Origin of the sequence: Streptomyces sp. NWU339, from assembly GCF_003143855.1 — a bacterium.
Taxonomy (GTDB): Bacteria; Actinomycetota; Actinomycetes; order Streptomycetales; family Streptomycetaceae; genus Streptomyces.
In genome coordinates this window covers 1-25,917 of sequence record NZ_QFRK01000049.1, presented here as the reverse complement: position 1 = coordinate 25,917, position 25,917 = coordinate 1, and the positions used below count along the sequence as shown (strand labels likewise).

Sequence of the window (25,917 nt, the reverse complement as noted above, 5' to 3'; positions counted from 1 at the left end):
CGTTCTCTAAGTGAAGGCAGGAGAGGCCGCGGTGAGGGTCCCGGTGGCCGTGCCGTCCAACAGGGTGGAATCGCCCATTTCACCCAACGCGAGGGCGAGCGCGCCCAGCACCTCCGCACGGCCCCCGAGTGCCCCGGGGAGAACGGAGAGTTGACGCGCCGCGCTGGGAATCGCGTAGCGGCCGACGGACTCCCTTATCGGCGCGAGCACCAACTCACCGGCCTCGGCGAGGTCGCCGCCCAGCACGACCCTGCTCGGGTTCAACAGGTTGCAGAGATTGGCGACTCCACTGCCGATGTGACGACCGACGTCGGCGATCACCCTACGGCAGCCGGGATCACCCTCGCGCGCCAGCCGTACGACGCCTTCCATCGTCAAGTCCGCGCCGTGGCTGGGCTGGAGCAGCGGAAGCACATAGCGGGCCGCCGCGAACGTCTCCAGGCAGCCGCGGTTGCCGCAACGGCAGACCGGGCCCGACTCGTCGAGCGTGATGTGTCCGATCTCTCCCGCCGTGCCGCCGGGTCCGCGGTAGATCCTCCCGCTGATCACCAGTCCGGCGCCGACACCGCTGGCGACCTTGATGTACGCGAGGTCGCGCACGCCCCGGCCGCTGCCCCAGACCATCTCGCCGAGGGCGCCGAGGTTCGCGTCGTTGTCCACGTGCACGGGCACGCCGAGCCGCCCCCGCAGCTCCTCGGCGGGCTTGGTGCCGGTCCAGCCGGGCAGGATCGCGGTCGAGCCCAGGGTGCCGGACTCCACGTCGATCGGACCGGGTACGCCGAGGCCGACCCCGGCGACCTTGGCACGGTCCACCCCGGTCGCCTCGATCAGCCGGCTGACCAGCTGCTCCGCCCGGTCGAAGCCCTGCGTCGAGGAGGCGTCCACGTCCAGTGGCTCGGACTCCTCGGCCAGCACCTGGTGGGCGAGGTTCCCGATGGCCACCCGCAGATGGGCGTGCCCGAAGTCCACCCCTATGACGATCCCGGCGTCCCCGCTGAGCGAGACGCTGCGGGCCCGGCGGCCGCCCGCCGAAGTGGGCGTGACCTCGACCGTCCCGCCTTCCCTCAGTTCCCGGACGATATTGGACACCGTCGCCGCGGACAGGCCCGTCGTCCTCGCGATCTCGGCCTGGGTGAGGGAGCCGGCCAGCCGTACCGCTCGAACGACCCGTTCCAGATTGGCTCGGTGCAGCGACGACTGCGACCCCGGAGTCTCCACGACGACCTCCTGCGCGCGGGGCCGCTTCGATGAGGCCCCATTCCGTGTCCAACTAGTGAACTCTAAGATGAGCTGTTCCGGTCGCCTCCCGTCAAGAGGTTGAACCGTTTCCGAGTACTTGCACACGCCGGCACCCGCCGCTCCCAGGGACGGGTACGGCGGGTGCGTGAGCAAATTCAGAGGGTGACTTCAGAGGGTCCCCGGGGGCGCTCCCCGAGGCGTCCGCAGGGCTGCCCCGGAAGGACCCGGAACGTCATTTCAGGGCGCCCGCGGTGAGGCCCTGCACGACCTGGCGCTGGAAGACGACGTACGCGGCGAGCACCGGGAGCATCGCCATCACGAGGCCGGCGAAGAGGCCGGACCAGTCCCCCTTGTAGCCCTGGCTGACGGCCAGTTGCACCAGGCCCTGGGTGAGGACGTGCTTGTCCTCGTCGGTGTTGAGCACGGTGGGCAGCATGTACTGGTTCCACTGGCCCAGGAAGTTGAAGATGCCCACGCTGATCAGGCCCGGCTTGGCCATCGGGAGCATGATCTGGAAGAACGTCCTGGTGTGCGAGGCCCCGTCCACGAACGCGGCCTCCGCCACGGTGCTGGGCAGGGTCCGGAAGAACGCGGTCAGGAAGAACACCGTGAACGGCAGCGAGTACGCGATGTAGACCAGGATCAGCCCGTGGATCGTGTTCAGCAGGCCCATGTTGTTGACGACGTAGAACAGCGGGACCAGGGCGAGCATGATCGGGAAGCTCATGCCGCCGATGAACAGGTAGTAGATGAACCGGTTGCCCGGGAACTCGAAGCGGGCCAGCACATAGGCGGCCATCGAGCCGAGCACCAGCGTGCCGATGAGTGAACCGCCCACCACCAGGACGGTGTTGAGGAAGTACTCGCTCATATGGGCCTGGGTCCAGGCCCGCGACCAGTTCTCGAAGTGGAGCTTGTCCGGCAGCGACCAGGGCGAGCCGAAGATGGAGGCGTCGTCCTTGAAGGACGTCATCACCGCCCACACCAGCGGCAGGGCCACCATGATCGCCCAGATCACGAGGATGCCGTGGGAGAAGACGTTGAGGACGCCGCCCGTCTTCTCCTCCCTGGGGGGCGCGCCGCCGGGGCTGTCGGCCTTGGTGACGGTGGCACCGGACTCGGCCGGTACCGGGGCGGGGGTCTCGGTCGTCTTCATGGATCAGTACTCCAGCCGCTCGCGCCGCCCCAGCTTCATCACGACGGCGGCGAAGGCCAGCGTGACGACGAGCAGGGCGACACCGATGGTGGTGGCGTAGGCGGCCTGACCGTCACGGAACGCCTTCTGGTACACGTACAGGACCATGACGGTGGTCGAGTAGTCGGGACCGCCGGGCCCGGTCGTCATGATGTGCACGACCGCGAACGATTCGGCGCCCAGGGCGAGGATGCCCATGTAGACCCAGCCGGACTGCACGGTGTCCCACAGCAGCGGCAGGGTGATGCGGAAGAAGGTGGTGATCCGGTTGGCGCCGTCGAGCAGCGCCGCCTCGTAGAGGTCCATCGGGATGGACGCCATACCGGCGGAGAAGAGGACCACGAAGAAGCCGACCGTGGACCAGACGATCACCGCCATGACGGCCCACAGGGCGAGGTCCGGATCGCCCAGCCAGAGCGGCTGGACGTCGTCGAGCCCGACCGCCCGCAGGAAGGAGTTGATCGCACCGCTGTCCGGGTTGTACGCGAACGCGAACAGCAGGGCGACGATCGCGATCGACAGGACCTGCGGGAAGAAGTAGACGATCTTGTAGAACGCGGAGCCTCGGACCCCGGAGATCACCGGTCCGCCGCGGCGCCGCCGGCCGCCCACGTTGATCATGAAGGAGAGGAACAGCGCCAGACCGATCGTCACCACCGGTACCAGCAGGGCGAACAGCAGACTGTGCTGCAACGACTTCCAGAAGATCTCGTCGTCCAGCATGCGTGCGTAGTTGTCGAACCCCACCATCGTGAAATCGGGGCTCAGACCGGTCCAGTCCGTGAACGAGTAGTAGATCGACTGGATGAACGGCCAGACGACGAAGAGCGCGTACAGCCCCAGGGGAACCGCCAGGAACCCCACGATGAACCGGTACTTGCCGTGCTGCATTGCTGGTGACCCCGTTCTGCGCGCGGGCGCCGCCAGGGCCGGCCCGGCACGGGGTGCCGGTCAGGCCCTGGCGACGGATTCTCACTGGTGCTTGTAGTGCTTGATCGACGAGTCCTTGGCCGCCGCGTCGGCGAAGCCCTGGATCTTCTTGATGGTCTCGGCCGGGGTCGCGCGGCCGGCCATCATCTCGCCGAGCCCGGAGACGCCGATCTTCTCCTTCTGGAGCTGCACGTACCAGTCCTGGATGCGCGGGTTCACCACGTTCTCGCCGGCCTTGTCGAGCGCGGCGACACCGGCCTTCAGGCCCGGGGTGAGTTCGATGCCGTCGGTGCCGCCGTTGTACGCGGTCAGCGACTTCACCTTGCTGGTGAAGTTCTTCGAGGACGCCTCGCTGAGCATGATGCGCATCTGCTCCATGCCGCCGGCGCCGTTCTTCGCCTTGGCCGGCACCACGAAGGGCTCGCCGCCGGAGGCCCAGATGGTGCCGAAGGGCAGCTTGTCGGAGGAGTCGAGTCCGGTGGGCGCGGAGACGGCCAGGTCGAAGTCGGCGGGGATGACCTTCGCCGACTCGTTCTCCACCCAGGAGCCGTTCGGGATGAACAGCGCCTTGCCCTGGGCCCAGGCGGTCTGCGACTGGACGTGGTCCAGGCCCGGGGTGCCCTTGAGGACGTAGCCCTTCTGCTGGAGCTCGTAGTAGGCCTCGAAGCACGCCTTGACGGCGGGGTGCTTCCAGGCGTTCGGCTCCAGGTTGTCGATGGCGTCGAGCACCTCGCGCCCGCCGACCTTGCCGATCATCGGGTAGAGCGAGAAGGGGACGTAGTACGGGTACTTGCCCGCGTACGTCCAGCCCGCCATGCCCTTCTTCTTGGCCTTCGCGCAGACCGCGAGCATCTGGTCCCAGGTCTCGGGGTACTGCTCGTCGAGCGAGTCCAGGGCCTTCTGCGAGTACCAGACGCCGTAGACCGTGTAGGCGTAGTACAGGATCCAGACCTGCTCGCCGTCGAACTGGCCCATCTCCACGATGCCGGGGCGCAGCGTGTCGCGGACCTTCTTGGCCGGGTCGTCGTAGGAGGGGGCGTCCAGCAGCGGGGTGAGGTCGGCGAGCTGCTTCTTGCCGACCAGGACGCCCATGTCCATCTGTTCGGCACCGGAGTTGTCGATGAGGTCGGGCGGGTTGCCCTGGTTGAACCGCGGCTGCAGGGTGGACTGGATCTTCTGGGTGGCGGAGAACTTGACCGTCGCCCCGGAGAATGCCTTCTCGTAGACCTTGACCGCGTCCTCGGCGTACTCCTTGCCGAAACCGCCGTCGAACAGGACGAACTCCATCTGCGCGGTGTCGTTGACGCCGAGCGGGTTCTGCTCGGTCTTCTTGCCCGCCTTGGCCTTGTCCTGGTCCTCCCCGCCGCCGCTGGCGCACGCGGACAGGAAACCCATCGCGGGTACGGAGATCAGGCCGAGCGCCGCGGACCGCTTGATCAGGTCGCGGCGGCCGACTCCGGTGCTGTGGTGGCCGAAAGTGCCGTGGGTACGCGTGCCGTGGTCACGGGTGCCGTCGTTCTCGGCGGAAGTGGATCCCATGCTCAAGTCCTCGCCTTCTCCAGGACTCAGGCGGTGAACCGGATCCTTCCCGGCACCGCGTTCGGGTCAAGCTGGGTCGTGCAGGAAGTGCGGCCGGTGCCGGTGGCACCAGTGGTACGGGACGTCTGCTGTTCGAGGTGCTGTGAGGATGCCCCGGAGTGCCGACAGGTATAGTCCACTTCCCTCCGACGGAGCAAGATCGAACACAAGGTTCACCACCGGTCTTTTCCGAGTTGAGACCTGGCGGAAAAACGAGCGGTCGTCACGTTCCGCGGCGGAAGAATCCCTGCCCCCGGACGCGAACGCCGCAGCCAACACCCTTGACACCATTCGCCACTTGGCCCACTACTGGTGCTTGCGCAGCAATTCTGACAACGTTGTCCAGCGCAGGGAGGGTGCTCGCGCATGCAGCACGGAGTTCGGCACAGAGTTCGGCTCAGATGGGGTCCGGCGGTCGTCGCGACGACCGCCTTCGCCGTGGCCGCGGCCTCACCGGGCGTCGCGGTCGCCCTGCCCGGGGCCCCGGCCAAGGCCGACCGGGAGTTCGCTTCGTCGTTCGAGCCGGGGGAGCCCGCCCCCGACTGGCTGAACACGGTCGACACCGCACCGGGCGGCGAGAAGCGCGCCTCGGGCGTCGACGGCGGCTACAGCAGCGGCATTCCGGGCAATGTCACCGACCATGTCACGGAGGTGCGCGCCAGCGCGGAGAACACCGGCGGCGGGGAGGTGAAGGAGAACCTGGTCGACGGTGAGCCGAGCACCAAATGGCTGGCCTTCGAGTCCACCGGCTGGGCGGAGTTCGACCTGGACAAGCCGGTGCGGGCCGTCCGTTACGCCCTCACCTCGGCCAACGACCACGCCGAACGCGACCCGCGGGACTGGACCTTGAAGGGTTCGGCCGACGGCGAGGACTGGAAGACTCTCGACACCCGTTCGGGTGAGTCCTTCCCGGAGCGGTTCCAGACGAAGATCTACGCCCTCGAAGCCTCCGCCGTCGCCGAGTACCGGCACTTCCGCATCGAGTTCACCAAGAACCAGAGCGGCGGCATCCTCCAGCTGGCCGACGTCCAGTTCTCCACCGGCGACAGCGAGGCGCCCGTCCCGCAGGACATGCTCTCGCTGGTCGACCGCGGCCCGAGCGGCTCCCCGACGGCGAAGTCGGGCGCCGGGTTCACCGGAAAGCGTGCACTGCGCTACGCCGGACGGCACACCGCCGACGGGCGGGCGTACTCGTACAACAAGGTCTTCGACGTCGATGTGGCGGTCGGCCGGGACACCCGACTGGCCTACCGCGTCTTCCCGTCCATGGCGGACGGCGACCTCGATTACGACGCCACCCACGTCTCCGTGGACCTGGCCTTCACCGACGGCACCTACCTGAGCGACCTGCGCGCCACCGACCAGCATGGCTTCCCGCTGACCCCGCGCGGGCAGGGCTCCTCGAAGGTCCTGTACGTCAACCAGTGGAACAACGTGACCTCCCGGATCGGCTCGGTCGCGGCCGGCAAGACCGTCGACCGGATCCTGGTGGCGTACGACTCCCCCAAGGGTCCCGCCAAGTTCCGCGGCTGGCTGGACGACATCTCGCTGACGACGGTGAAACCCGAACGGCCCAAGGCCCACCTGTCCGACTACGCGGTGACGACCCGGGGCACCAACTCCAGCGGCGGCTTCTCCCGCGGCAACAACTTCCCGGCGACGGCCGTGCCGCACGGCTTCAACTTCTGGACCCCGGTCACCAACGCCGGCTCGCTGAGCTGGCTGTACGACTACGCGCGCGGCAACAACGCGGACAACCTGCCGACGATCCAGGCGTTCAGCGCGAGCCACGAGCCGAGCCCCTGGATGGGCGACCGGCAGACCTTCCAGGTGCTGCCCTCCGCCGCGTCCGGCACCCCGGCCCTCGGCCGGGAGGAACGCGAACTGGCCTTCCGGCACGAGAACGAGACCGCGCGGCCGTACTACTACGGGGTGCGGTTCGAGAACGGCCAGAAAGCCGAGATCGCGCCGGCCGACCACGCGGCGGTCATGCGCTTCACCTACCCCGGCGACGACGCGAGCGTCCTGTTCGACAACGTCACCGACCAGGCCGGCCTGACCCTCGACAAGGAGAACGGCACCTTCACCGGCTACTCGGACGTCAAGTCCGGACTGTCCACGGGCGCCACCCGGCTGTTCGTGTACGGCGAGTTCGACAAGAAGGTCACCGGCGGCAGCACGAGCGGCGTCAAGGGCCATCTGCGGTTCGACGCGGGCAAGGACCGTACGGTCACCCTGCGCCTGGCCACCTCCCTGATCAGCGTCGACCAGGCGAAGGACAACCTGCGCCAGGAGATCCCCGCGGGCCGGTCCTTCGAGGCCGTCAGGAAGAGCGCCCAGCGGCAGTGGGACGGGCTGCTCGGCAGGGTCGAGGTCGAGGGCGCCACCCCGGACCAGCTGACCACGCTCTACTCCAGCCTGTACCGGCTGTACCTGTACCCGAACTCCGGCTTCGAGAAGGTCGACGGCACCTACAAGTACGCCTCGCCGTTCTCGAAGATGCCCGGGCCCGACACCCCGACGCACACCGGTGCGAAGATCGTCGAGGGCAAGGTGTACGTCAACAACGGCTTCTGGGACACCTACCGGACCACCTGGCCCGCCTACTCCTTCCTGACCCCCTCCAAGGCGGGTGAGCTGGTCGACGGGTTCGTCCAGCACTACAAGGACGGCGGCTGGACCTCCCGTTGGTCCTCCCCCGGCTACGCCGACCTGATGACCGGCACCTCCTCCGACGTCGCGTTCGCGGACGCCTACGTCAAGGGCGTGGACTTCGACGCGGAAGCGGCGTACGACGCGGCGGTGAAGAACGCCACCGTGGTGCCCCCGTCGTCCGGTGTGGGCCGCAAGGGCATGGCGACCTCGCCGTTCCTCGGCTACACCGGCACCGAGACGCACGAGGGCCTGTCGTGGGCGCTGGAGGGCTACCTCAACGACTACGGCATCGCGAAGATGGGCGAGGCCCTCTACGAGAAGACCGGCGACAAGCGCTACGAGGAGGAGTCCGCCTACTTCCTCGACCGCGCCCAGGAGTACGTCAACCTGTTCGACTCCGAGGCCGGTTTCTTCCAGGGGAAGGACACCAAGGGCGACTGGCGCGTCGAGTCCTCGAAGTACGACCCGCGGGTCTGGGGGTACGACTACACCGAGACGAACGGCTGGGGCTACGCCTTCACCGCCCCGCAGGACAGCCGCGGCCTGGCCAACCTGTACGACGGCCGGGGCGGCCTCGCGGACAAGCTCGACGAGTACCTGGCCACCCCGGAGACGGCCTCCCCCGAGTTCGTCGGCTCCTACGGCGGAGTCATCCACGAGATGACCGAGGCGCGGGACGTCCGGATGGGCATGTACGGGCACTCCAACCAGGTCGCCCACCACGCCCTGTACATGTACGACGCGGCCGGACAGCCCTGGAAGACCCAGAAGAACGTCCGGGAGGTGCTGTCCCGGCTCTACACCGGCAGCGAGATCGGGCAGGGGTACCACGGCGACGAGGACAACGGCGAGCAGTCGGCCTGGTACCTGTTCTCCTCGCTCGGCTTCTACCCGCTGGTGATGGGCAGCGGCGAGTACGCCATCGGCTCCCCGCTGTTCACGAAGGCGACCGTGCACCTGGAGAACGGCCGCGAACTGGTCGTCAAGGCGCCGAAGAACAGCGCGAAGAACGTCTACGTGCAGGGTCTGAAGGTCAACGGCAAGCGCTGGAACTCCACTTCGCTCCCCCACTCGCTGATCGCGAAGGGCGGCGTCCTGGAGTTCGACATGGGCCCGCGGCCGTCGACGTGGGGCACCGGCAAGGACGCGGCGCCGGTGTCGATCACCCAGGACGGCAAGGTGCCCGCGCCCCGCAAGGACGTGCTGAAGGGCGAGGGCGCCCTGTTCGACGACACGTCGGCGACCGGCGCCACGGTGTCCACGGTCGACCTGCCCGTGACCGGGGAGACGAAGGCGGCGCAGTACACGCTGACGTCCTCGGACGCCGCCGAGGCGCCCACGGGCTGGGTACTGCAGGGGTCTTCGGACGGCCGGACGTGGAAGGACCTGGACGAGCGGGCGGACGAGTCCTTCCGCTGGGACCGGCAGACCCGGGCCTTCTCGGTCGACAGGCCGAAGGCCTACGGCCACTACCGGCTGGTGCTGACCGATGAGTCGGCGCTGACGGAGGTGGAACTGCTGAGCTGAGCCGGGCCCGGCCGAGCTGAGCCGGCCGCGCGCAGGAAGCGGGTCCGGGCCGTGGTGGCCCGGACCCGCTTCGTGGTGCATCGGGTTCAGCCGACCCGGCAGGGCAGGGTCGTCGTGCTGTCGCCGCCGGAGCCGGAGACGACGTAGCCGAAGGTGACACTCTTCCCCGGGGCCAGCGCGCCGTTGTAGTCGGCGTTGTGGACCATGACGTGCTGGCCCTGGTAGGTGGCGTTGCCGCTCCACAGACTGTCGATCCGCTGACCGGCCGGGAGGGTCCAGTCGACCATCCAGCCGAGCATGGGGACGTTCCCGCTGTTGGTGACGGTCACCTGGGACTGGTAGCCGCCGTTCCAACTACCCGTCGTGCTGCGGGTGGCGGTGCACTGGCCGGGAACCGGCTCGGTCGGGGGGTTGCCGGGCTGCTTGATCCCGGTCACCTCGCCGTTGCCGCCGTCGAAGACGACGTCGGAGCAGGAGTAGAAGGTCTCCGCGCTGTCCGACCGCTGCCAGACCATGTAGACGATGTGGCGGCCCGACTTGCCCTCCGGAAGCTTCCCGGTCCAGGAGTAGTTGGCCTCGACGGTGCCCGGGGACCCGTTGAGCGGCGGGTGGTCGACGGAGAGGAAGGGCCGCTTCTCCATGTCGTTCCAGGTGAGGGTCCGGGTCGGGTCGAAGCCGTCCTTGGTGATGTAGACGTAGAACCAACCCGGGTGCGCAGCCCAGGCATTGTAGGAGAAGTCGACGGTCGCACCCGAGGTGAGGTGGGTGAGCGGCCAGTCGTCACGCGGCTGGTTGAAGCCGGTGAAGCCGGTGTTGCCGCCGCTGCACAGCTGCCCGTCCGGCACGAAGCCCTCGGTGCGGCCGGCGCCGTCGGAGCGCAGTACGGAGAACCAGTTGTAGAACGGCGTGGTGCCGCTGACCTGTGCGGCGGCCTTGCACGCCGGGTTGACCGGTTTGATCTCACCGGTGTCGGTCAGCCCGTCCTGCCAGCACAGGAAGGTCCGGCTGGCGGGCTTCATGGGAGTGCCGTGCGCCTCCGCCTCGCCGCCCGTCGTCATGATCAGGCCGACGGCCGGGAGGGTGGCGAGCAGGGAGACCAGGACGAGGAAGAGGGCTCTGGTGCGGGTGGGGAGGGTCGATCGGGGAGCGACAGCGCGCCCCGTGATTGTCGAGATCATGACACACCTGTCCGTCGCTGCGGTACGGGTCGTGCGCATGGGTGCATGGGGGCGAGCGAGACGGGAGCGCGCCCGCGGCGGGTTCCGGTCCGCCGAAAAGGTGGGAGCGCTCCCATCCCACTCGTCAGGAAGGTAGCGCCGTACGCTCCGGTTGTAAACGGCTGACGCAGTGAGGGCCGCACCCCCGACGGACGGGGATGCGGCCCTCAACTACCTTGCGGTACCGCTTGCTTGCTGATCAGGTCACTTGCTGATCAGGTCACTTGCTGATCAGGCTGCGCAGCACGTACTGCAGGATGCCGCCGTTGCGGTAGTAGTCCGCCTCGCCGGGGGTGTCGATGCGGACGACACCGTCGAACTCGACGCCGGTGTCGGTGGTGACCTTCACCGTGCGGGGGATGGCGCCGTCGTTGAGCTCGGTGACGCCGGTGATGGAGAAGGTCTCCTCGCCGGTCAGGCCGAGCGTCTCGGCGGTGTGGCCCTCGGGGAACTGGAGCGGCAGCACGCCCATGCCGATGAGGTTCGAGCGGTGGATGCGCTCGTACGACTCGGCGATGACGGCCTTGACGCCGAGCAGCGCGGTGCCCTTGGCGGCCCAGTCGCGGGACGAGCCGGAGCCGTACTCCTTGCCGGCCAGGACGACCAGCGGGACGCCCTGGTCGATGTAGTTGCGCGAGGCGTCGTAGATGAACGACACCGGCCCGCCGTCCTGCGTGAAGTCGCGGGTGTAACCGCCCTCGGTGCCCGGCGCGATCTGGTTGCGCAGGCGGATGTTGGCGAACGTACCGCGGATCATGACCTCGTGGTTGCCACGGCGGGAGCCGTAGCTGTTGAAGTCGCGGCGCTCGACGCCGTGCTCCGTGAGGTACTTGCCGGCCGGGGTGTCGGCCTTGATGGCGCCGGCCGGGGAGATGTGGTCGGTGGTGACCGAGTCGCCCAGCTTGGCCAGGACGCGGGCGCCGGCGATGTCCTCGACCGGGGCCGGCTCCATGCCCATGCCCTCGAAGTACGGGGGCTTGCGGACGTAGGTGGACTCGGCGTCCCACTCGAAGGTGTTGCCGGTCGGGATCGGCAGCGCCTGCCACTGGGCGTCACCGGCGAAGACGTCGGAGTAGGACTTGGAGAACATGTCCTCGCCGATGGTGTTGGCGACGACGTCGTTGACCTCGGCCTCGGTCGGCCAGATGTCCTTGAGGAAGACCGGGTTGCCGTCCTGGTCCAGGCCCAGGGACTCGCGGGTGATGTCCACCTTCATCGAACCGGCGATGGCGTAGGCCACGACCAGCGGCGGGGACGCCAGGTAGTTCATCTTGACGTCGGGGTTGATCCGGCCCTCGAAGTTGCGGTTGCCGGAGAGCACCGAGGTGACGGCGAGGTCGTGCTCGTTGACCGCCTTGGAGACCTCCTCCGGCAGCGGGCCGGAGTTGCCGATGCAGGTGGTGCAGCCGTAGCCGACGAGGTTGAAGCCGACCTTGTCGAGGTACGGGGTCAGGCCCGCCTTGTCGAAGTAGTCGGTGACGACCTTGGAGCCCGGGGCGAGGGTGGTCTTGACCCACGGCTTGCGGGTCAGGCCCTTCTCGACCGCCTTCTTGGCCACCAGGGCGGCGGCGACCATGACGTACGGGTTGGAGGTGTTGGTGCAGGAGGTGATCGCGGCGACGGTGACGTGACCGTGGTCGAGCTCGTACTCCGTGCCGTCGGCGGCGGTGACCTTCACCTTGTGGCTGGGGGCGCCGTCGGAGATGGCCGGCGCGTCGGAGGCCGGGAAGGACTCCTTGCTGGCCTCGTCGACGTCGCCGCCGTCCTTGACGTAGTTGCGCACGTCCTGGGCGAACTGGGCCTTCGCGTCGGCGAGGACGATGCGGTCCTGCGGACGCTTCGGACCGGCGATGGAGGGCACGACCGTGGCCAGGTCCAGCTCGAGCTTCTCGGAGAAGTCCGGCTCGGCCTTCGGGTCCAGCCAGAGGCCCTGCTCCTTGGCGTACGCCTCGACGAGCGCGACCTGCTGGTCGCTGCGGCCGGTCAGGCGCAGGTAGTTCAGCGTCTCGTCGTCGATCGGGAAGATGGCGGCGGTGGAGCCGAACTCCGGCGACATGTTGCCGATGGTGGCGCGGTTGGCCAGGCTCGTCGCGGCAACGCCCTCGCCGTAGAACTCGACGAACTTGCCGACGACGCCGTGCTTGCGCAGCATCTCGGTGATGGTCAGCACCAGGTCGGTGGCGGTGGTGCCGGGCTTGAGCTCACCGGTCAGCTTGAAGCCGACGACGCGCGGGATCAGCATGGAGACCGGCTGGCCGAGCATGGCGGCCTCGGCCTCGATGCCGCCGACGCCCCAGCCGAGGACGCCGAGGCCGTTGACCATGGTGGTGTGCGAGTCGGTGCCGACCAGGGTGTCGGGGTAGGCCTTGCCGTCGCGGGTCATGACGACACGGGCCAGGTGCTCGATGTTCACCTGGTGGACGATGCCGGTGCCGGGCGGGACGACCTTGAACTCGTCGAAGGCGGTCTGGCCCCAGCGCAGGAACTGGTAGCGCTCCTTGTTGCGGCCGTACTCCAGGTCGACGTTCACCTTGAAGGCGTCGCTGGTGCCGAACTTGTCGGCGATGACGGAGTGGTCGATGACCAGCTCGGCCGGGGCCAGCGGGTTGATCTTCGCCGGGTCGCCGCCGAGCTCCTTGACGGCCTCGCGCATGGTGGCGAGGTCCACGACACAGGGAACACCGGTGAAGTCCTGCATGATCACACGGGCCGGGGTGTACTGGATCTCCTGCGACGGCTGGGCCTGGGAGTCCCAGGAGCCGAGCGCTCGGATGTGGTCGGCGGTGATGTTCGCGCCGTCCTCGGTACGGAGCAGGTTCTCCAGCAGCACCTTCAGGCTGTAGGGAAGGCGCGCGGAGCCCTCGACCTTGTCCAGCCGGAAAATCTCGTACGACTCGTCGCCCACCTGCAGCGTGCTGCGGGCGTCGAAGCTGTTCGCCGACACGACAGTCTCCTTCATTGATGTACGCGTACCACCACACCGCAAACCGTGTGCGGCTACCGCCGCGTGGTGCCGCCACCCACGTCTCGACCGATCCGCTAAGGTAAGGCTAAGTTAGGTACCCCTTACCAGGGTGGCGGCTGCGGTGCACCTCGGCAGATATCTCGATGTCGAGATAACTCTAGTACACCGCGGCCGAATGGTCATGCGTGGGCCCGCCCACGGCACCCGGATACCGCCCCCCGGGTACCCCATTCCCGACCCTCTCCTCATTCCCGACCCTTCTCCCCTCGACCCCGCCATCACCGGCCCCGGACGGGGTATGCGCACCGGGACGGCGCCGCGAACCCGGCGCCGTGAACCCAGGGAGGGAGGCAGGGATGCCGCTCACGTTCCGCAAGAGCTTCAGGATCTTTCCGGGGGTGCGGCTGAACATCAACAAGCGCTCCTGGTCCATCACCACCGGCGGGAGGCGCGGCCCGCGCCACACCACGAGCAGCACGGGGCGTCATACGACATCGGTGGATTTGCCCGGACCTTTCGGATGGCGGCGCACGCGCAGCACCCGCCGCACCAGGTAGTATTGACGTCATATCACCCGAATGGCCCCACTCAAGAGGCCCCCAGGAGGCGCCATCTCATATCTGAGATAGCCTCAGCCTCATGTCAGACGACTACCTCGTACGCATCGGCAAGCTCATCCGCGACGCCCGGCAACACCGCGGCTGGACACAGGCACAGCTGGCGGAGGCTCTCGGCACCAGCCAGAGCGCCGTCAACCGCATCGAGCGCGGCAACCAGAACATCAGTCTTGAGATGATCGCCCGCATCGGTGAAGCACTCGACAGCGAGATCGTCTCTCTGGGCTACGCCGGCCCCATGCATCTGCGGGTCGTCGGCGGCCGCCGCCTCTCGGGCGCCATCGATGTGAAGACGAGCAAGAACGCGTGCGTGGCACTGCTGTGCGCCTCCCTGCTCAACCGGGGCCGCACGGTGCTGCGCCGCGTCGCCCGCATCGAGGAGGTGTACCGCCTCCTGGAGGTGCTGGGCTCCATCGGCGTCCGCACCCGGTGGATCAACGACGGCGTCGACCTGGAGATCGTGCCGCCCGCCACGCTGGACCTGGACTCCATCGACGCGGACGCGGCCCGCCGCACTCGCTCGATCATCATGTTCCTCGGCCCGCTGCTGCACCGCCAGGACCGCTTCATGCTGCCGTACGCGGGCGGCTGCGACCTCGGTACCCGCACCGTCGAGCCGCACATGATCGCGCTGCGCCGGTTCGGCCTGGAGATCGCCGCGACCGAGGGGCAGTACCACGCGGTGGTGGACCGCGCCGTGCGCCCGGACCGGCCGATCGTGCTGACCGAACGCGGGGACACGGTCACCGAGAACGCGCTGCTGGCCGCCGCCCGGCACGACGGCGTCACCGTCATACGCAACGCCTCCTCCAACTACATGGTCCAGGACCTGTGTTTCTTCCTGGAAGCGCTGGGCGTCAGGGTCGAGGGCATCGGCACCACCACGCTCACCGTGCACGGCATGCACACCATCGACGTCGACGTGGACTACTCCCCGTCCGAGGACCCGGTCGAGGCGATGAGCCTGCTCGCCGCGGCCGTCGTCACCGAGTCCGAACTGACGGTGCGCCGGGTGCCGATCGAGTTCCTGGAGATCGAGCTCGCGGTCCTGGAGGAGATGGGCCTCGACCACGACCGCACCCCCGAGTACGTCGCCGACAACGGCCGCACCCGGCTGGTCGACCTCACGGTCCGGCCCTCCAAGCTGGAGGCGCCGATCGACAAGATCCACCCGATGCCGTTCCCGGGCCTGAACATCGACAACGTCCCGTTCTTCGCGGCGATCGCGGCGGTCGCGCAGGGCCAGACCCTCATCCACGACTGGGTCTACGACAACCGCGCCATCTACCTGACCGACCTCAACCGCCTCGGCGGCCGCCTCCAACTCCTGGACCCCCACCGTGTCCTGGTCGAGGGCCCCACCCGCTGGCGCGCCGCCGAAATGATGTGCCCCCCGGCCCTGCGCCCCGCCGTGGTCGTCCTCCTGGCGATGATGGCCGCCGAGGGCACCTCGGTGCTCCGCAACGTCTACGTCATCAACCGGGGTTACGAGGACCTGGCGGAGCGACTGAACTCGGTCGGGGCCCAGATCGAGATCTTCCGGGACATCTGAATCTCCGCCGCACAGATGCCGCCGCGCCCTGTCTGACCTGCGTGAATGCGGGTCAGGAAGAGGTGCGGCGGCACCTGTGGGACTTCTCTGGGACTTTGGGCCCGGGCGGAGACTACGGCGGCTGTCCAGACCTGTCCCGGCCGGCCCGGGGCTATGCGAAGATCGCCTCGATGGCGGCGCTTCCCCGTGCGCCCGCGTGAGGCAGGAATCCGAACGGGGGCAGCGGTCGTGGGCTCCGGCGATCAGCCGCTCGTAGGCGGCGCGGTCGTCGCCCGCCGGAAGTCGGCCGGTTCCAGCAGCCGGCTGACCAGCAGCCCGGCAAGCAGGCCCCAGAACGCCGACCCGATGTTCAGGAGTTGAACGTCCGCGACCGTGACAAGGAAGCTCACGAGCGCGCCGAAGGTGCATCTGGAGCTGAACGCCGCCGTGAACGCGGACCTGAGTGCCGGGAGCATCGCCAGACCTCCGAGGGCCGCGACGAATGCCTCCGGCATCGCCGTCATCATCCGTACGAAGCCCGGGGCCAAGAGTCCGAAGACGACGGCCAGAAAACCACAGAGAATGCCCGAGGTGTACTGCCTCGTGCGCCGGCCGGACGCGGTCAGCAGGGCGTTCGTGGGACCGGTGAGGCATGTGGACACGGCTCCCACGACGGAGGCGAGGAGGGACCAGACGCCACAGGCCACCGTGGCGATGTTCATCGGCGGCCGATGGCCGGCGGCGGTCAGTACTGCCATGCCCTGACCGTTCTGCACCACAAGCACGGTGATGGCCAACGGCACCACCAGTTCCAGCATCGCGCCCGAGGACCACTGCGGTGCCTGGACCACCGGCGCCGCCAGCCAGCCCGCGCCGGGCACCGCCCGAACGTCCCCGGCGACGACGACGGCCACGGCGCCCACGAGCAGTGCGCCGAGCACCGGCGGCATCCAGCGGCCGACATTCGCAGGCGCACTGAGCAGCAGGAACGCGGCCACCATCGGCACGGCAAGGACGGCCTGTCCCTCCACCGCCCGCACCAGATCCGTACCGAACTTGAGGAAGACCCCGGCGACCATCGCCATCACGATCGGCATCGGCAGCCAGGACATGACACGGCGCACGGAGCCGGTCAGTCCGAGGAAGAGGATCAGCACGCCGGTGACGACGTACGCACCGATGACTTCCGGCCACGTCAGATGGTTCAGGGACGTCCCGACCACCACGGTTCCGGGGATGGTCCAGAAGAACGCCAGCGGCTGACGGTAGAGCCAGCAGGCAAGCATGGTCAGCAGACCGTTGAGGAAGAACACGCCGAAGATCCACGAGGCGATCTCGGCCTGTGAGAGCCCGCCGCGGGTGCCTTCGGCCAGAATCACGGCGACCGGTCCGGTCATCGAGAAGACCGCCGCGACGACACCGTTCGCCGCATACAGGGCACCGAAGTCCTCGGCGACGCGCCGCGGTCCCGGCGGAGGCCAGACGGGACGTTCGAAGCGGTGCTCACCGTCCTTCCGCTGCGGCAGGGCCGAGCGGCCGGCGACCTCGGCACGGGTGGTGGGGGCGGAGTCGGACGGCACAGTTCTCCTCACTCTCGCTGCTCGCCTTCCAGAAACGTCCTGGACGGCGGGACTCCGACGCGCCGGATCCGACACTCGTCCTTCCTCCGGCGCCGGGCGCTCGCCAATGCCCGTGCAATGGCGCGGAGTTCGGTACGGATCGGAACGTGTTGCGCGCCGACGGCCGACTGACGAGCGTGGCACAGGGCGTGTTCCGGCCGCATCCGACAAAACCCCAGGTTCGCCCCGGAGGACCAGGGCGCCGAGTGGACGCAGGACGAAGGAGACCCCGAAGGTGGCGATGAGCGACGGGGCCCCTCCTCGGCGGGGAAGGCGTCAGCGTCGAGTTCGACGCTGACGCCTTCCCCGCCGCCCCTCGCCATGCCGGATCCGTCGCCGTCGGGTTGCGATCGCGCATGGCCCGATCCCGTGCCGGTGGCGCACGACCTCTACTCGCTCGTACTGCCTGCGGCGTTCTTGACACCGTCAGGGCCGGATGCGGGATTCCCTCACCCGCGGGCCATGGCACCGGCCATGTGGGAGGGGAGGCGGTTGCCCGACTCCGGCAGTGAGTTCACGTGCCGCCGTCGGTTCACCCCGATTCCGTCAGTGGACCGCACCGGGATCGACGGACGAGCCGCTCGACGGTCAGTCCTGCGCCGACATCTCCCGGAAGCGGGCCGCCAGCTCGCTGCGCGAGCGGATGCCGAGCTTGGAGTAGACGTGCGTCAGGTGGTACTGGACGGTCTTGACGGAGATGAAGAGCTCCAGGGCTGCCTGCTGGTTGGTGGCGCCGTCCGCGACCAGGCGGGCGACGGCCTGTTCCTGCGGGGTGAGGCGGGCCAGGCCGGGGGTGAGACGGGCGGTGTGCAGGCCGCCGGCCTTGAGTTCGCGGTCGCAGCGCTCGACGTAGGTGCGGGCGCCGAGCGCGACGTAGGCGTCGCGGGCGTTCTTCAGGACGGTGTCGGCCTCGCGGCGCTTGCCGGCGCGGCGCAGGGTCTGGCCATAGGCGAAGTTCACCCGGGCGCGGTCGTAGGGGAGGGGGAGATGTTCGAGGTGGGCGAGGGCCTGCTCGAACTCCTTGCGGGCGGTGTCGATGTCGCCCCGGGCTGCGGTGAGTCGGCCGCGGGCCAGGCCGAGGCGGGCCATGGCGGAGCGGCGGACACGACGGGCGGCCAGGTCCTCGTGCGGTGCGAGGAAGGTCTCGGCTTCGTCGAGGCAGCCGGTCATCACCAGGGCGTTGGCGTACACGTCGGACCAGGGCCAGAAGCCCGGCTCGTCCACCGACAGCCGCTGGGACAGGTGGACGAGCGGTGACAGGGCTTCCACGACGCGTTCGTAGTCGCCGCGCGCCTCGGCGACCTGGGCTCGGGCCAGGCAGGAGGGGACCAGCATGACCTCGTAGTGATGCAGGGCGGCGTGGGCCTCGCCCACGTGGTGCTCTGCGGCCTCCCAGTCGCCCCTGAGGGCGTGGACCTGCGCCCCCGTCCAGTGGACCAGCGGACGGCACAGCTCGATGCGCACCTCGGCAAGGTGGACGGCGGCCCGCTGCACGGTCTCCAGGGCCTCCGGCCAGGCGCCGAGTGCGAACTGGGTGCGGGCCAGCCAGCCCTGCGCCCACAGGGAGATACGGGTGGAGCCCATCCGGTAGCCCGTGGGCACGGCCGCTTCGAGCCTGCGACGGGCGTCCTCCGGGGCGTCCAGGGCGACGTCCACCCAGCCGCGGCCGAGCTGGAAGCGCTGGGACTGCGCGCCGCCGGGAAGTTCGGCGGCGGCCGTCTCGTAGGCGGCCAGCGCTTCGTCGGGCCGCCCCATCGCGGCCAGGCCGAGCCCGAGCACCGCCTGTGACTCGATGGCCGAGGGGTCGTCGGGGTCCGCCAGCTCGATGGCCCGGCGGGCCCAGGCGACGAGGTCGCGGCCGTCGAAGCGGCCGAGTGCATGCAGGACGCGCCGCTGGCAGATCCTGGCCATCAGGTCGGTGTGCCGCGCCGACTCGCAGCGTTCCCAGGCCTGGGCCAGGAAGGCGTCGGCCTCGACCGGACGACCGCGCATGATGGCCAGGTAACCGAGGACCGCACCCCGCAGGATGTCCGCGGGGAAGCTCTCCAGTTCCGCGGCGAACGCCGTGGCCTGTGGCACGTCGCCGGCGCCGATCATCGCGTCGACGGCGCGCAGCAGCCGGTCCTCCCGTACGGCTAGCACGGTGCTCAGGCGGCCGGCCCGCACCAGGGTGTCGGCCACGGTGGACCACTCGCCGGCGGAGGCGCGTTCGGCGGCGTACGCGTCGAGTTCGTCGGCCAGCGCGTCGTCCGCCGTGCTGGTGGCGGCGACCCGGTGCACAAGCCGACTGCCGCGGTCCGCGGTGACCTCGACGGCGCGGTGGTGCAACTCGGCACGGTGGGTGAGCGGGATACCGGTGAGGACGGCAGCCCGGACCAAAGGATGCGTGAAGGACAGCTGGGCGCGTCCGGGGTCGATGGTGACGGTGAGCAGCCCTGCCGCTCGTGCTTCGTCGACCGCGGGCAGGGCGTCGGCGACGCCGGTCAGCTCGGTGGCCTCGGCGAGCGAGGCGTCGTCGCCGAGGACGGAGCACGCCTGAACCAGCTGACGGGCGCTCTCACCGCATTGGGCGAGCCGGTGACGGACGGCCGCGGCGTAGCGGGCGGGCGCGGGCAGTTCGGGCCGCCAGTCGTGCCAGGTCTCGCGGGGCAGTTCGCGCAGCAGCTGCGTGAGGTGGCGGGGGTTGCCCAGTGTGTGGCGGCACAGGTGGCGGGCTGCGGGCAGGTCCAAGGCGAGTCCGTGGACCTCGCAGGCGAGCGTCCGGACGTCCTCGGCGGTCAGTGGCCCGGGCCGTACGGCGGCGTCCTGGCAGCCGTCGAGGAACTCCAGGGTCCGCAGAGCCGACAGCGGCAGCTCCTCGTGCGCTCTGCGCATGTCGTACAGCTCGTACGGTTCGTCCCGCGCGATCAGGAGGACGAGCACCCGCTCGTTCGCCATCCGGCGCACCGTCGACCGGATGGCGCGCAGGCTCTCCGCGTCGGCCCAGTGGGCGTCGTCGACGATCACCACCAGTGGCTCCGTCTCCTGCGCGGTCGTCCACTGGCGGAGCAGAATCCGGGAGGTGCCGAGGACGGCGTCCGGGGCCGTGGGGTCGGGCGGAAAGGTGCCGCTGCCGGTGCCGTTTCCGCAGGCGCGGACGAGCTGGTCGGCGACGCCGAGCGGCAGGTCCGACTCCCACGCGACCCCGGTGACGCGCAGGACCCGCGGCGAGGCCCCTGCGGCTTGGACGCGCTCGGTCTCGAGGGCCTGCTCCACCAGGGCCGTCTTGCCGATGCCCGCCGGTCCCTCGACCAGCACCAGGACCGGATTTCCCGAGAAGGCGGAAGTGATCGAGCGGGTCAGCGCGGCGGCCTCGCCGGCCCGCCCGATCAGGCTTCGCTGCAGCTCAGGGCGGTCATTCATGGGCGAGCACGCTAGCACCGTCGGCGCCCGGTGACGCGGGGGCGCCGGTGGTCGCCGTGGAGAGGGCCGGTTCGGCTGCCCGGCGGGGGACGAGGCAGGTCACCAGGGTGCCGAGGACGGCGACGCCGGCGAAGACGTAGAAGGCGTCGCGCGGGGAGAGGCCCGAGCTCATGAGCGCCCCGCCCACGAGGGGGCCGCCGATGCCGCCGAGTCGGCCGAATCCGGCGCACCAGGCGACGCCGGCCGCGCGGGCCACGGTGTCGTAGTAGGTGGAGACGAAGCCGTAGATGAGGACCTGGGTGCCGATGGTACCGACACCGGCGACGGCGACCAGGGCCAGCAGGACACCGAGCGGCATCCCGAGGGTGAGCAGGCAGAGGGACACGGCGGCCAGCACGAACGTCGTGGCGATCACCGGCCGCGGGCCGAGTCGGTCGGCGGACCGGGAGGCGATCAGGCCGCCGACGATGGCACCGCCGTTCAGGGTGAGCAGGAAGAGAAGGGAGTAGGACTTTCCGAAGCCGCTCTGTCCCATGATCTCGGGAAGCCAGGTGTTCAAAGCGTAGGTGAGCAGCAGGCCCGAGCAGCTCATGAGGCCGAGCAGGAAGGTGGCCCAGGCATAGCGACGGGTGGCGAGGGCGGCGAAGCCCACCTTGGCCTTCTTGTGGTTCTCCTCCTGGGTTGTCCCGACTGAGTCGGGCAGCGGCACGCCGGTGCGCTCGGCAACGTCACGGGCGCGTGCCGCGTCCCCGCAAGCCAGAAGCCACTTCGGCGACTCGGGCAGCCGCAGCACGGCGAACGGAAGGAGCAGCACGAGGGGCGCGGCGCCGAAGAGGAACAGCAGACGCCAGCCGTCGCCCCCGGGTGCGAGCAGCGCCAGCAGGGCCGCGAGCACGCCCCCGGCGGGGATCCCGCTGTAGACGATCGCGTTGTACACGTTGCGGCGGTGGGGCGGGGCGAACTCGGCGATCAGGGCGCCGGCGGTGGCCACGAGCGCGCCCACCCCGATGCCGGTGAGGAAGCGCAGGACGCCGAAGACGGTCATGTCGGTGGCGAACGCGCTCAGCCCCATGGCGACCGAGAACCATGCGATACCGGCCAGCATGACGCGGCGCCGCCCGATGTGGTCGCCGATGGCGCCCGCGAGCAGAGCGCCGACCATGACGCCGATGAGCGCGTAACTGCCGAGGGCACCGGCCTCGGTGGGCGTGAGGTGCCCGATCTGGCTCGGGTCGCGGAGGAGGACGGGGACGACCGTGCCGTAGACGACGAGGTCGTAGCCGTCGAAGACGAGGGTGGCAGCGGTGAGGGCGACGATCCAGCGCAGGGTGGCGCGGTGCCGTGGATCGGTGGTTCTGAGCTGCGGAGTGTTCATCGGGGGACCCCGTGTTCGTGTGAGTGGACGGGTGGTGTCCCCGCTGCCCGGCCACGAGAGGGGGGAGGAGGCCGGGCAGCGGCGCGTGGAGAGGTGATCTGCATCAATCGGGTGGGGGGTAGCAAGGTGCGGGGGGGTGGGAGTGACGGTCAGCCGAGGTCGCCGCCGGCCACGGGGAGCACCGTGCCGGTGATGTAGGACGCTTCGTCGGAGGCGAGGAAACAGATCGCCGCGGCCTGCTCGTCGAGCGTGCCGTAGCGCTTCAGCAGGGAGGAGGCGAGGGTCTGGTCGATGTGGGCCTGGACCCACTCCTTCTCCCGGTCGCTCCGCGGCGCGGGCGTGCCCCGGGAGATGCGGCGTGGGGGTGCCTCCGTGCCGCCCGGTGCTGTCGCGACCACACGGATTCCGGCGTCGGCGCACTCGAAGGCGAGCGACGCGGTGAGCGCGTTGATGCCGCCCTTGGCCGCGGAGTACGGGATGCGGTGGATGCCGCGGGTCGCGCACGAGGAGACGTTGACGATCACGCCGTGTCCTTGCCCCGTCATGGTCGGCAGCACCGCACGGCAGGACCACAGGGTGGTCATCAGCGAGCGGGTGATCTCCGCCTGGATCTCCTCGGCCGTGAACTCGGTGAACGGTTTGAAGTTGATCGCGCCGCCCACGTTGTTGACCAGGACGTCGATCCGGCCGTGGTGCCTCCGCGCGGCGGTGATCGCCTCCTCCGCCCCGGTGTACGACTCCAGGTCGGCGGTGATGGCCTGTGCGCCCAGTTCGGCGGCCGCCCCGTGGACGAGTTCGGACCGGTCGACGAGGGTCAGCCGGGCGGACTCGGCGGCCAGTCGGCGGGCGACCGCGAGGCCGATGCCCTGGGCCGCGCCGGTGACCACGACGTTCTTTCCGGTGAACCGCTCGACATGCACGCTCACGCCGCCTCCGCCGTGGTGCGTACGGTGGCCGGGGTGAACTTCTCGTAGTGGAAGCTCGCGGGGATCACGCCGAGGGAGGCGATGTGACCGCGTACGGCCTCGACCATGGCGGGCGGGCCGCACAGGTAGACGTCCACGTCACCGTCGTGCAGCGTTCCGGCGTCCATCAGCCCGGTGACGAAGCCCTTGTTGCGGGCGGTGCTGGAGGCGTCGGCGACACAGTGGTCGAAGGTGAAGCCGGGGATGACCTCCGCGTAGTCGCCCAACGTGTCCAGATGGACGAGGTCCTGGTCGGTGGTGACGCCGTAGAGCAGGTGGACCGGGTGGGTCGGCGGCTGCTGGGCCATCCGTTCCAGCATCGACAACAGGGGCGCGAGGCCGGTGCCGCCCGCCAGCAGCAGGCTGGGGCGGGAGAGCTCGCGCAGGTAGAAGCTGCCCATCGGGCCGGTGAACTCGATGCGGTCGCCGACCTTGGCCCGCTCGGTGAGGTAGCCGGACATCACACCGTCCGGGACGATGCGCACCAGGAACGAGATCTGCCGCTGGGCGGGACCGGAGCTGAAGGAGTACGAGCGGGCCTGGTCGGTGCCGGGCACGGCGATGTTGACGTACTGGCCGGGCAGGAAGTCGAGGCCCTCCCGGTTGTCGACGTCGAGCGTGAACTCCACCGTGGTGGCGGAGAGCCGCCTGAGGTCGGCCACGGTCGCGGCGAACGCGGCCGGGCCGGTCTTCGCGGCGGCCGAGGAGGAGGGAACGCGCAGCACGAGGTCGCTGTGCGGGGTCATCTGGCAGGGCAGGCAGTAGCCGGCTGCCGCCTCGTCGTCGGTCAGGGCTTCGTCGATGTAGTCGCCTCCGTCGTAACTGCCCGACTCGCACAGTGATTTGCAGGTACCGCAGGCGCCGTCACGGCAGTCGAGAGGGATGTTGATCCGGGCCTTGTAGGAGGCCTCGGCGACGGTCTCGTCGGGGCGGCACTCGATGAAGCGGGTGATGCCGTCCTCGAAGTTCAGGGCGACCTGGAAGGACATGCGGGAGCTCATTTCAGCGGTCTCGGGGGCTCAGACGTGGTAGATGTCGACGACGTGGTGCACGTAGTCGTTCTTCAGGACGACCTTCTTGCGCGTGATGAGCGGCTCGGGCCCCGACAGGTCGAGGGTGTAGTACGACGTGCCGAAGTACGTGTCGACGGCCTGGTAGCGGTAGTAGAGCGTGAACCAGTTGAAGCGCACGTCCACCGTGTCGCCGTCGCGGCCGGCGACCTCGACGTTGGTGATGTTGTGACCGGTGCGCGGCTCGGGCAGGCTGGTCGCGCTGGAGCGGTCGGTGCGGATGCGGAAGACGCGGTCCTCCAGGCCGGCCCGGCTCGGGTAGTAGATCAGGGAGACCTCGCGCTGCGGGTCGCGGGTGAGCTCGTCGTCGTCAGCCCAGGCCGGCATCCAGAACTCGGCGTCCGGGTGGTAGCACTCCAGCCACTTCTCGAACTCGCGGTCGTCCAGGTACCGGGCCTCGCGGTAGAGGAACTGCCGGATCCCCTCCAGCGTGGACTGTTCGGTCGCCGTGGTCACTTCGCCTCCTCCAGGGCCTTGCGCAGGGTGTCGAGCCAGTAGCCGTGCTGGATGGGGTAGAGGCCCTCGTCCTCGGTGCGCACGCCGCTGGCGATCGGGTTGATGCCGATCTTCTTGGCGTCCTCGTCGGGTCCGTCGATCTGGTGTACGGCGCCACGGCTGAGGTCGTTCCAGGGCATGGACTCGGCGAGGTAGGTCTTCTGGCAGGAGCGGAACTCCTCCAGGTCGTCCGGGGTGGCCATGCCGGTGGCGTTGAAGAAGTCCTCGTACTGCCGGATGCGGAGCGCGCGGGCCTCGGCCGGCTCGCCCTTGGGGGCGATGCAGTAGATGGTGACCTCGGTCTTGTCGACGGAGATGGGTCGGAAGTGCCGGATCTGCGAGCTGAACTGGTCCATCAGGTACACGTTGGGGTACAGGCACAGATTGCGGGAGACGCCGATCATCCAGTCGGCCCGCTCGGGGCCGACCCGCTCCGCCAGTTCGTCGCGCTTGTCGTGGAGGGGCCGGTTGGCGGGGTCGAGCCACTTGGTCCACAGCAGCAGGTGGCCGTGGTCGAAGGAGTAGAAGCCGCCCTTCTGCTTGGACCAGCCGCCCGCGTCCATCGTCTTCGTGTCGTTCTTCGACTCGCCGGAGGTGCGGCGGGCCTGGGTGGCGGCGTAGTTCCAGTGGGTGGCGGAGACGTGGTAGCCGTCGGCGCCGTTCTCCGCCTGCAGCTTCCAGTTGCCGTCGTAGTAGTACGTGGAGGAGCCGCGCAGCACCTCCAGGCCCTCCGGCGACTGGTCGACGATCATGTCGATGACGACCGCCGCGTCCCCCAGGTGTTCGGTGAGCGGCTTGACGTCCGGGTTCAGGCTGCCGAACAGGAACCCGCGGTAGGACTCGAAGCGGGCGACCTTCTTCAGGTCGTGCGAGCCGTCGGTGTTGAACTGCTCCGGGTAGCCGGCCTCCCGCGGGTCCTTCACCTTCAGCAGCCGACCGTTGTTGCTGAACGTCCAGCCGTGGAAGGGGCAGGTGAAGGTGGTGCGGTTGTCCGTCTTGCGGCGGCAGAGCATCGCGCCGCGGTGGCTGCACGCGTTGATCAGGCAGTGCAACTCGCCCTTTTTGTCACGGGAGATGACGACGGGCTGACGGCCGATGTACGTCGTGAAGTAGTCGCCGGCCTCGGGGACCTGACTCTCGTGCGCGAGGTAGACCCAGTTCCCCTCGAAGATGTGCTTCATCTCGAGCTCGAAGAGCTCCTCGTCGGTGAAGACACTGCGTCGGACCCGGTACACACCGCTGTCCGGGTCCTCCACGAGGGCGTCTTCGAGGATGGTCCGCGCACGGCTGAAGCAGGGACTTTGCAAGGTTGCGGGTTGGGTGAGGTTGCCCGGTGATGGGCTGCCATGTCGCTTTATGGAGCCCGGATGCAGGTGCAGGCACGGCCTCGTTGATCATGTGAGTGTCGAGTTCACGTAACCACAACCGAAGACCGTGCCTGCTGTCTCATCTTCTCCTATGCCGTCGGGCCTGGAGCAACTGGCCCGTACCCCGTCACCGCAGCCGCTGCCCGACGCGGTGTGCCTCGCCCGCTTCC

Annotated in this window: 16 protein-coding genes; 3 read left to right on the top strand and 13 right to left on the bottom strand. The window is 69.2% G+C overall.

What is annotated here, in order from left to right; translation table 11 throughout:
• Positions 1-6 precede the first annotated feature (6 nt).
• From DIZ27_RS35565 to ngcE, 4 genes are all read right to left on the bottom strand, one after another.
• Entirely contained in the window at positions 7-1,218 is a 1,212-nt protein-coding gene (locus DIZ27_RS35565; RefSeq protein WP_109382544.1) for an ROK family transcriptional regulator, read from the bottom strand.
• 253 nt (positions 1,219-1,471) lie between these two features.
• Entirely contained in the window at positions 1,472-2,395 is a 924-nt protein-coding gene (locus DIZ27_RS35560; protein WP_109382543.1) for a carbohydrate ABC transporter permease, read from the bottom strand.
• Between the two features lie 3 nt (positions 2,396-2,398).
• Complete coding sequence (locus tag DIZ27_RS35555) at positions 2,399-3,325, bottom strand: carbohydrate ABC transporter permease (protein ID WP_109382542.1); 927 nt, start codon at positions 3,323-3,325, stop codon at positions 2,399-2,401.
• An 81-nt stretch (positions 3,326-3,406) separates the two neighbouring features.
• On the bottom strand, positions 3,407-4,903 hold the full coding sequence (gene ngcE / locus DIZ27_RS35550; protein ID WP_109382541.1) for an N-acetylglucosamine/diacetylchitobiose ABC transporter substrate-binding protein: 1,497 nt from the start codon (positions 4,901-4,903) through the stop codon (positions 3,407-3,409).
• Positions 4,904-5,308: 405 nt separating this feature from the next.
• Between ngcE and DIZ27_RS35545 the strand changes: the two genes are divergently transcribed.
• The gene (locus tag DIZ27_RS35545; protein WP_181383846.1) at positions 5,309-9,124 is read left to right on the top strand and encodes a GH92 family glycosyl hydrolase; all 3,816 of its coding nucleotides are present in this window, start codon (positions 5,309-5,311) and stop codon (positions 9,122-9,124) included.
• 86 nt (positions 9,125-9,210) lie between these two features.
• On the opposite strand, the gene DIZ27_RS35540 is transcribed toward DIZ27_RS35545, so the two are convergent.
• Both DIZ27_RS35540 and acnA read right to left on the bottom strand, forming a co-directional pair.
• Positions 9,211-10,302 carry a lytic polysaccharide monooxygenase gene (locus tag DIZ27_RS35540; RefSeq protein ID WP_109382540.1) on the bottom strand — a complete coding sequence of 364 codons (1,092 nt, stop codon included), beginning with the start codon at positions 10,300-10,302 and terminating at the stop codon, positions 9,211-9,213.
• Positions 10,303-10,561: 259 nt separating this feature from the next.
• Positions 10,562-13,285, bottom strand: a complete 2,724-nt coding sequence (acnA, locus tag DIZ27_RS35535; RefSeq protein WP_109382539.1) for an aconitate hydratase AcnA — start codon at positions 13,283-13,285, stop codon at positions 10,562-10,564.
• A 377-nt stretch (positions 13,286-13,662) separates the two neighbouring features.
• Between acnA and DIZ27_RS35530 the strand changes: the two genes are divergently transcribed.
• Together DIZ27_RS35530 and DIZ27_RS35525 are read left to right on the top strand one after the other, a co-directional pair.
• Entirely contained in the window at positions 13,663-13,863 is a 201-nt protein-coding gene (locus tag DIZ27_RS35530; RefSeq protein ID WP_181383844.1) for a DUF4236 domain-containing protein, read from the top strand.
• Between the two features lie 82 nt (positions 13,864-13,945).
• Positions 13,946-15,475, top strand: a complete 1,530-nt coding sequence (locus tag DIZ27_RS35525) for a UDP-N-acetylglucosamine 1-carboxyvinyltransferase (RefSeq protein ID WP_109382537.1) — start codon at positions 13,946-13,948, stop codon at positions 15,473-15,475.
• A gap of 242 nt (positions 15,476-15,717) precedes the next feature.
• Here the strand turns inward: DIZ27_RS35525 and DIZ27_RS35520 are convergent, their stop codons facing one another.
• The 7 genes from DIZ27_RS35520 to benA form a co-directional block, all read right to left on the bottom strand.
• On the bottom strand, positions 15,718-17,034 hold the full coding sequence (locus DIZ27_RS35520) for a benzoate/H(+) symporter BenE family transporter (protein ID WP_219933687.1): 1,317 nt from the start codon (positions 17,032-17,034) through the stop codon (positions 15,718-15,720).
• 627 nt (positions 17,035-17,661) lie between these two features.
• The gene (locus tag DIZ27_RS35515; RefSeq protein WP_109382536.1) at positions 17,662-20,475 is read right to left on the bottom strand and encodes a LuxR family transcriptional regulator; all 2,814 of its coding nucleotides are present in this window, start codon (positions 20,473-20,475) and stop codon (positions 17,662-17,664) included.
• Entirely contained in the window at positions 20,468-21,850 is a 1,383-nt protein-coding gene (locus DIZ27_RS35510; protein WP_109382535.1) for an MFS transporter, read from the bottom strand. The genes DIZ27_RS35515 and DIZ27_RS35510 overlap by 8 nt, the downstream gene beginning before the upstream one ends.
• A 149-nt stretch (positions 21,851-21,999) precedes the next feature.
• Positions 22,000-22,776, bottom strand: coding sequence for a benzoate diol dehydrogenase BenD (gene benD / locus DIZ27_RS35505; RefSeq protein ID WP_109382534.1), 777 nt, complete (start codon positions 22,774-22,776; stop codon positions 22,000-22,002).
• Positions 22,773-23,804, bottom strand: coding sequence for a benzoate 1,2-dioxygenase electron transfer component BenC (gene benC, locus DIZ27_RS35500; protein ID WP_109382533.1), 1,032 nt, complete (start codon positions 23,802-23,804; stop codon positions 22,773-22,775). Before benC ends, benD begins: the two co-directional genes overlap by 4 nt.
• A gap of 30 nt (positions 23,805-23,834) precedes the next feature.
• The gene (benB, locus tag DIZ27_RS35495) at positions 23,835-24,341 is read right to left on the bottom strand and encodes a benzoate 1,2-dioxygenase small subunit (protein ID WP_109382532.1); all 507 of its coding nucleotides are present in this window, start codon (positions 24,339-24,341) and stop codon (positions 23,835-23,837) included.
• Positions 24,338-25,687, bottom strand: coding sequence for a benzoate 1,2-dioxygenase large subunit (gene benA / locus DIZ27_RS35490; RefSeq protein WP_109382531.1), 1,350 nt, complete (start codon positions 25,685-25,687; stop codon positions 24,338-24,340). The genes benB and benA overlap by 4 nt, the downstream gene beginning before the upstream one ends.
• Positions 25,688-25,917 lie beyond the last annotated feature (230 nt).

Bases quoted from the DNA above. Each gene is read 5' to 3' on its own strand.
- benC (WP_109382533.1), bottom strand. From the start codon at position 23,804: ATGTCCTTCCAGGTCGCCCTGAACTTCGAGGACGGCATCACCCGCTTC.
- DIZ27_RS35555 (WP_109382542.1), bottom strand. From the start codon at position 3,325: ATGCAGCACGGCAAGTACCGGTTCATCGTGGGGTTCCTGGCGGTTCCC.
- DIZ27_RS35560 (WP_109382543.1), bottom strand. From the start codon at position 2,395: ATGAAGACGACCGAGACCCCCGCCCCGGTACCGGCCGAGTCCGGTGCC.
- DIZ27_RS35545 (WP_181383846.1), top strand. From the start codon at position 5,309: ATGCAGCACGGAGTTCGGCACAGAGTTCGGCTCAGATGGGGTCCGGCG.
- DIZ27_RS35540 (WP_109382540.1), bottom strand. From the start codon at position 10,302: ATGATCTCGACAATCACGGGGCGCGCTGTCGCTCCCCGATCGACCCTC.
- DIZ27_RS35525 (WP_109382537.1), top strand. From the start codon at position 13,946: ATGTCAGACGACTACCTCGTACGCATCGGCAAGCTCATCCGCGACGCC.
- DIZ27_RS35530 (WP_181383844.1), top strand. From the start codon at position 13,663: ATGCCGCTCACGTTCCGCAAGAGCTTCAGGATCTTTCCGGGGGTGCGG.
- DIZ27_RS35515 (WP_109382536.1), bottom strand. From the start codon at position 20,475: ATGAATGACCGCCCTGAGCTGCAGCGAAGCCTGATCGGGCGGGCCGGC.
- DIZ27_RS35510 (WP_109382535.1), bottom strand. From the start codon at position 21,850: ATGAACACTCCGCAGCTCAGAACCACCGATCCACGGCACCGCGCCACC.
- ngcE (WP_109382541.1), bottom strand. From the start codon at position 4,903: ATGGGATCCACTTCCGCCGAGAACGACGGCACCCGTGACCACGGCACG.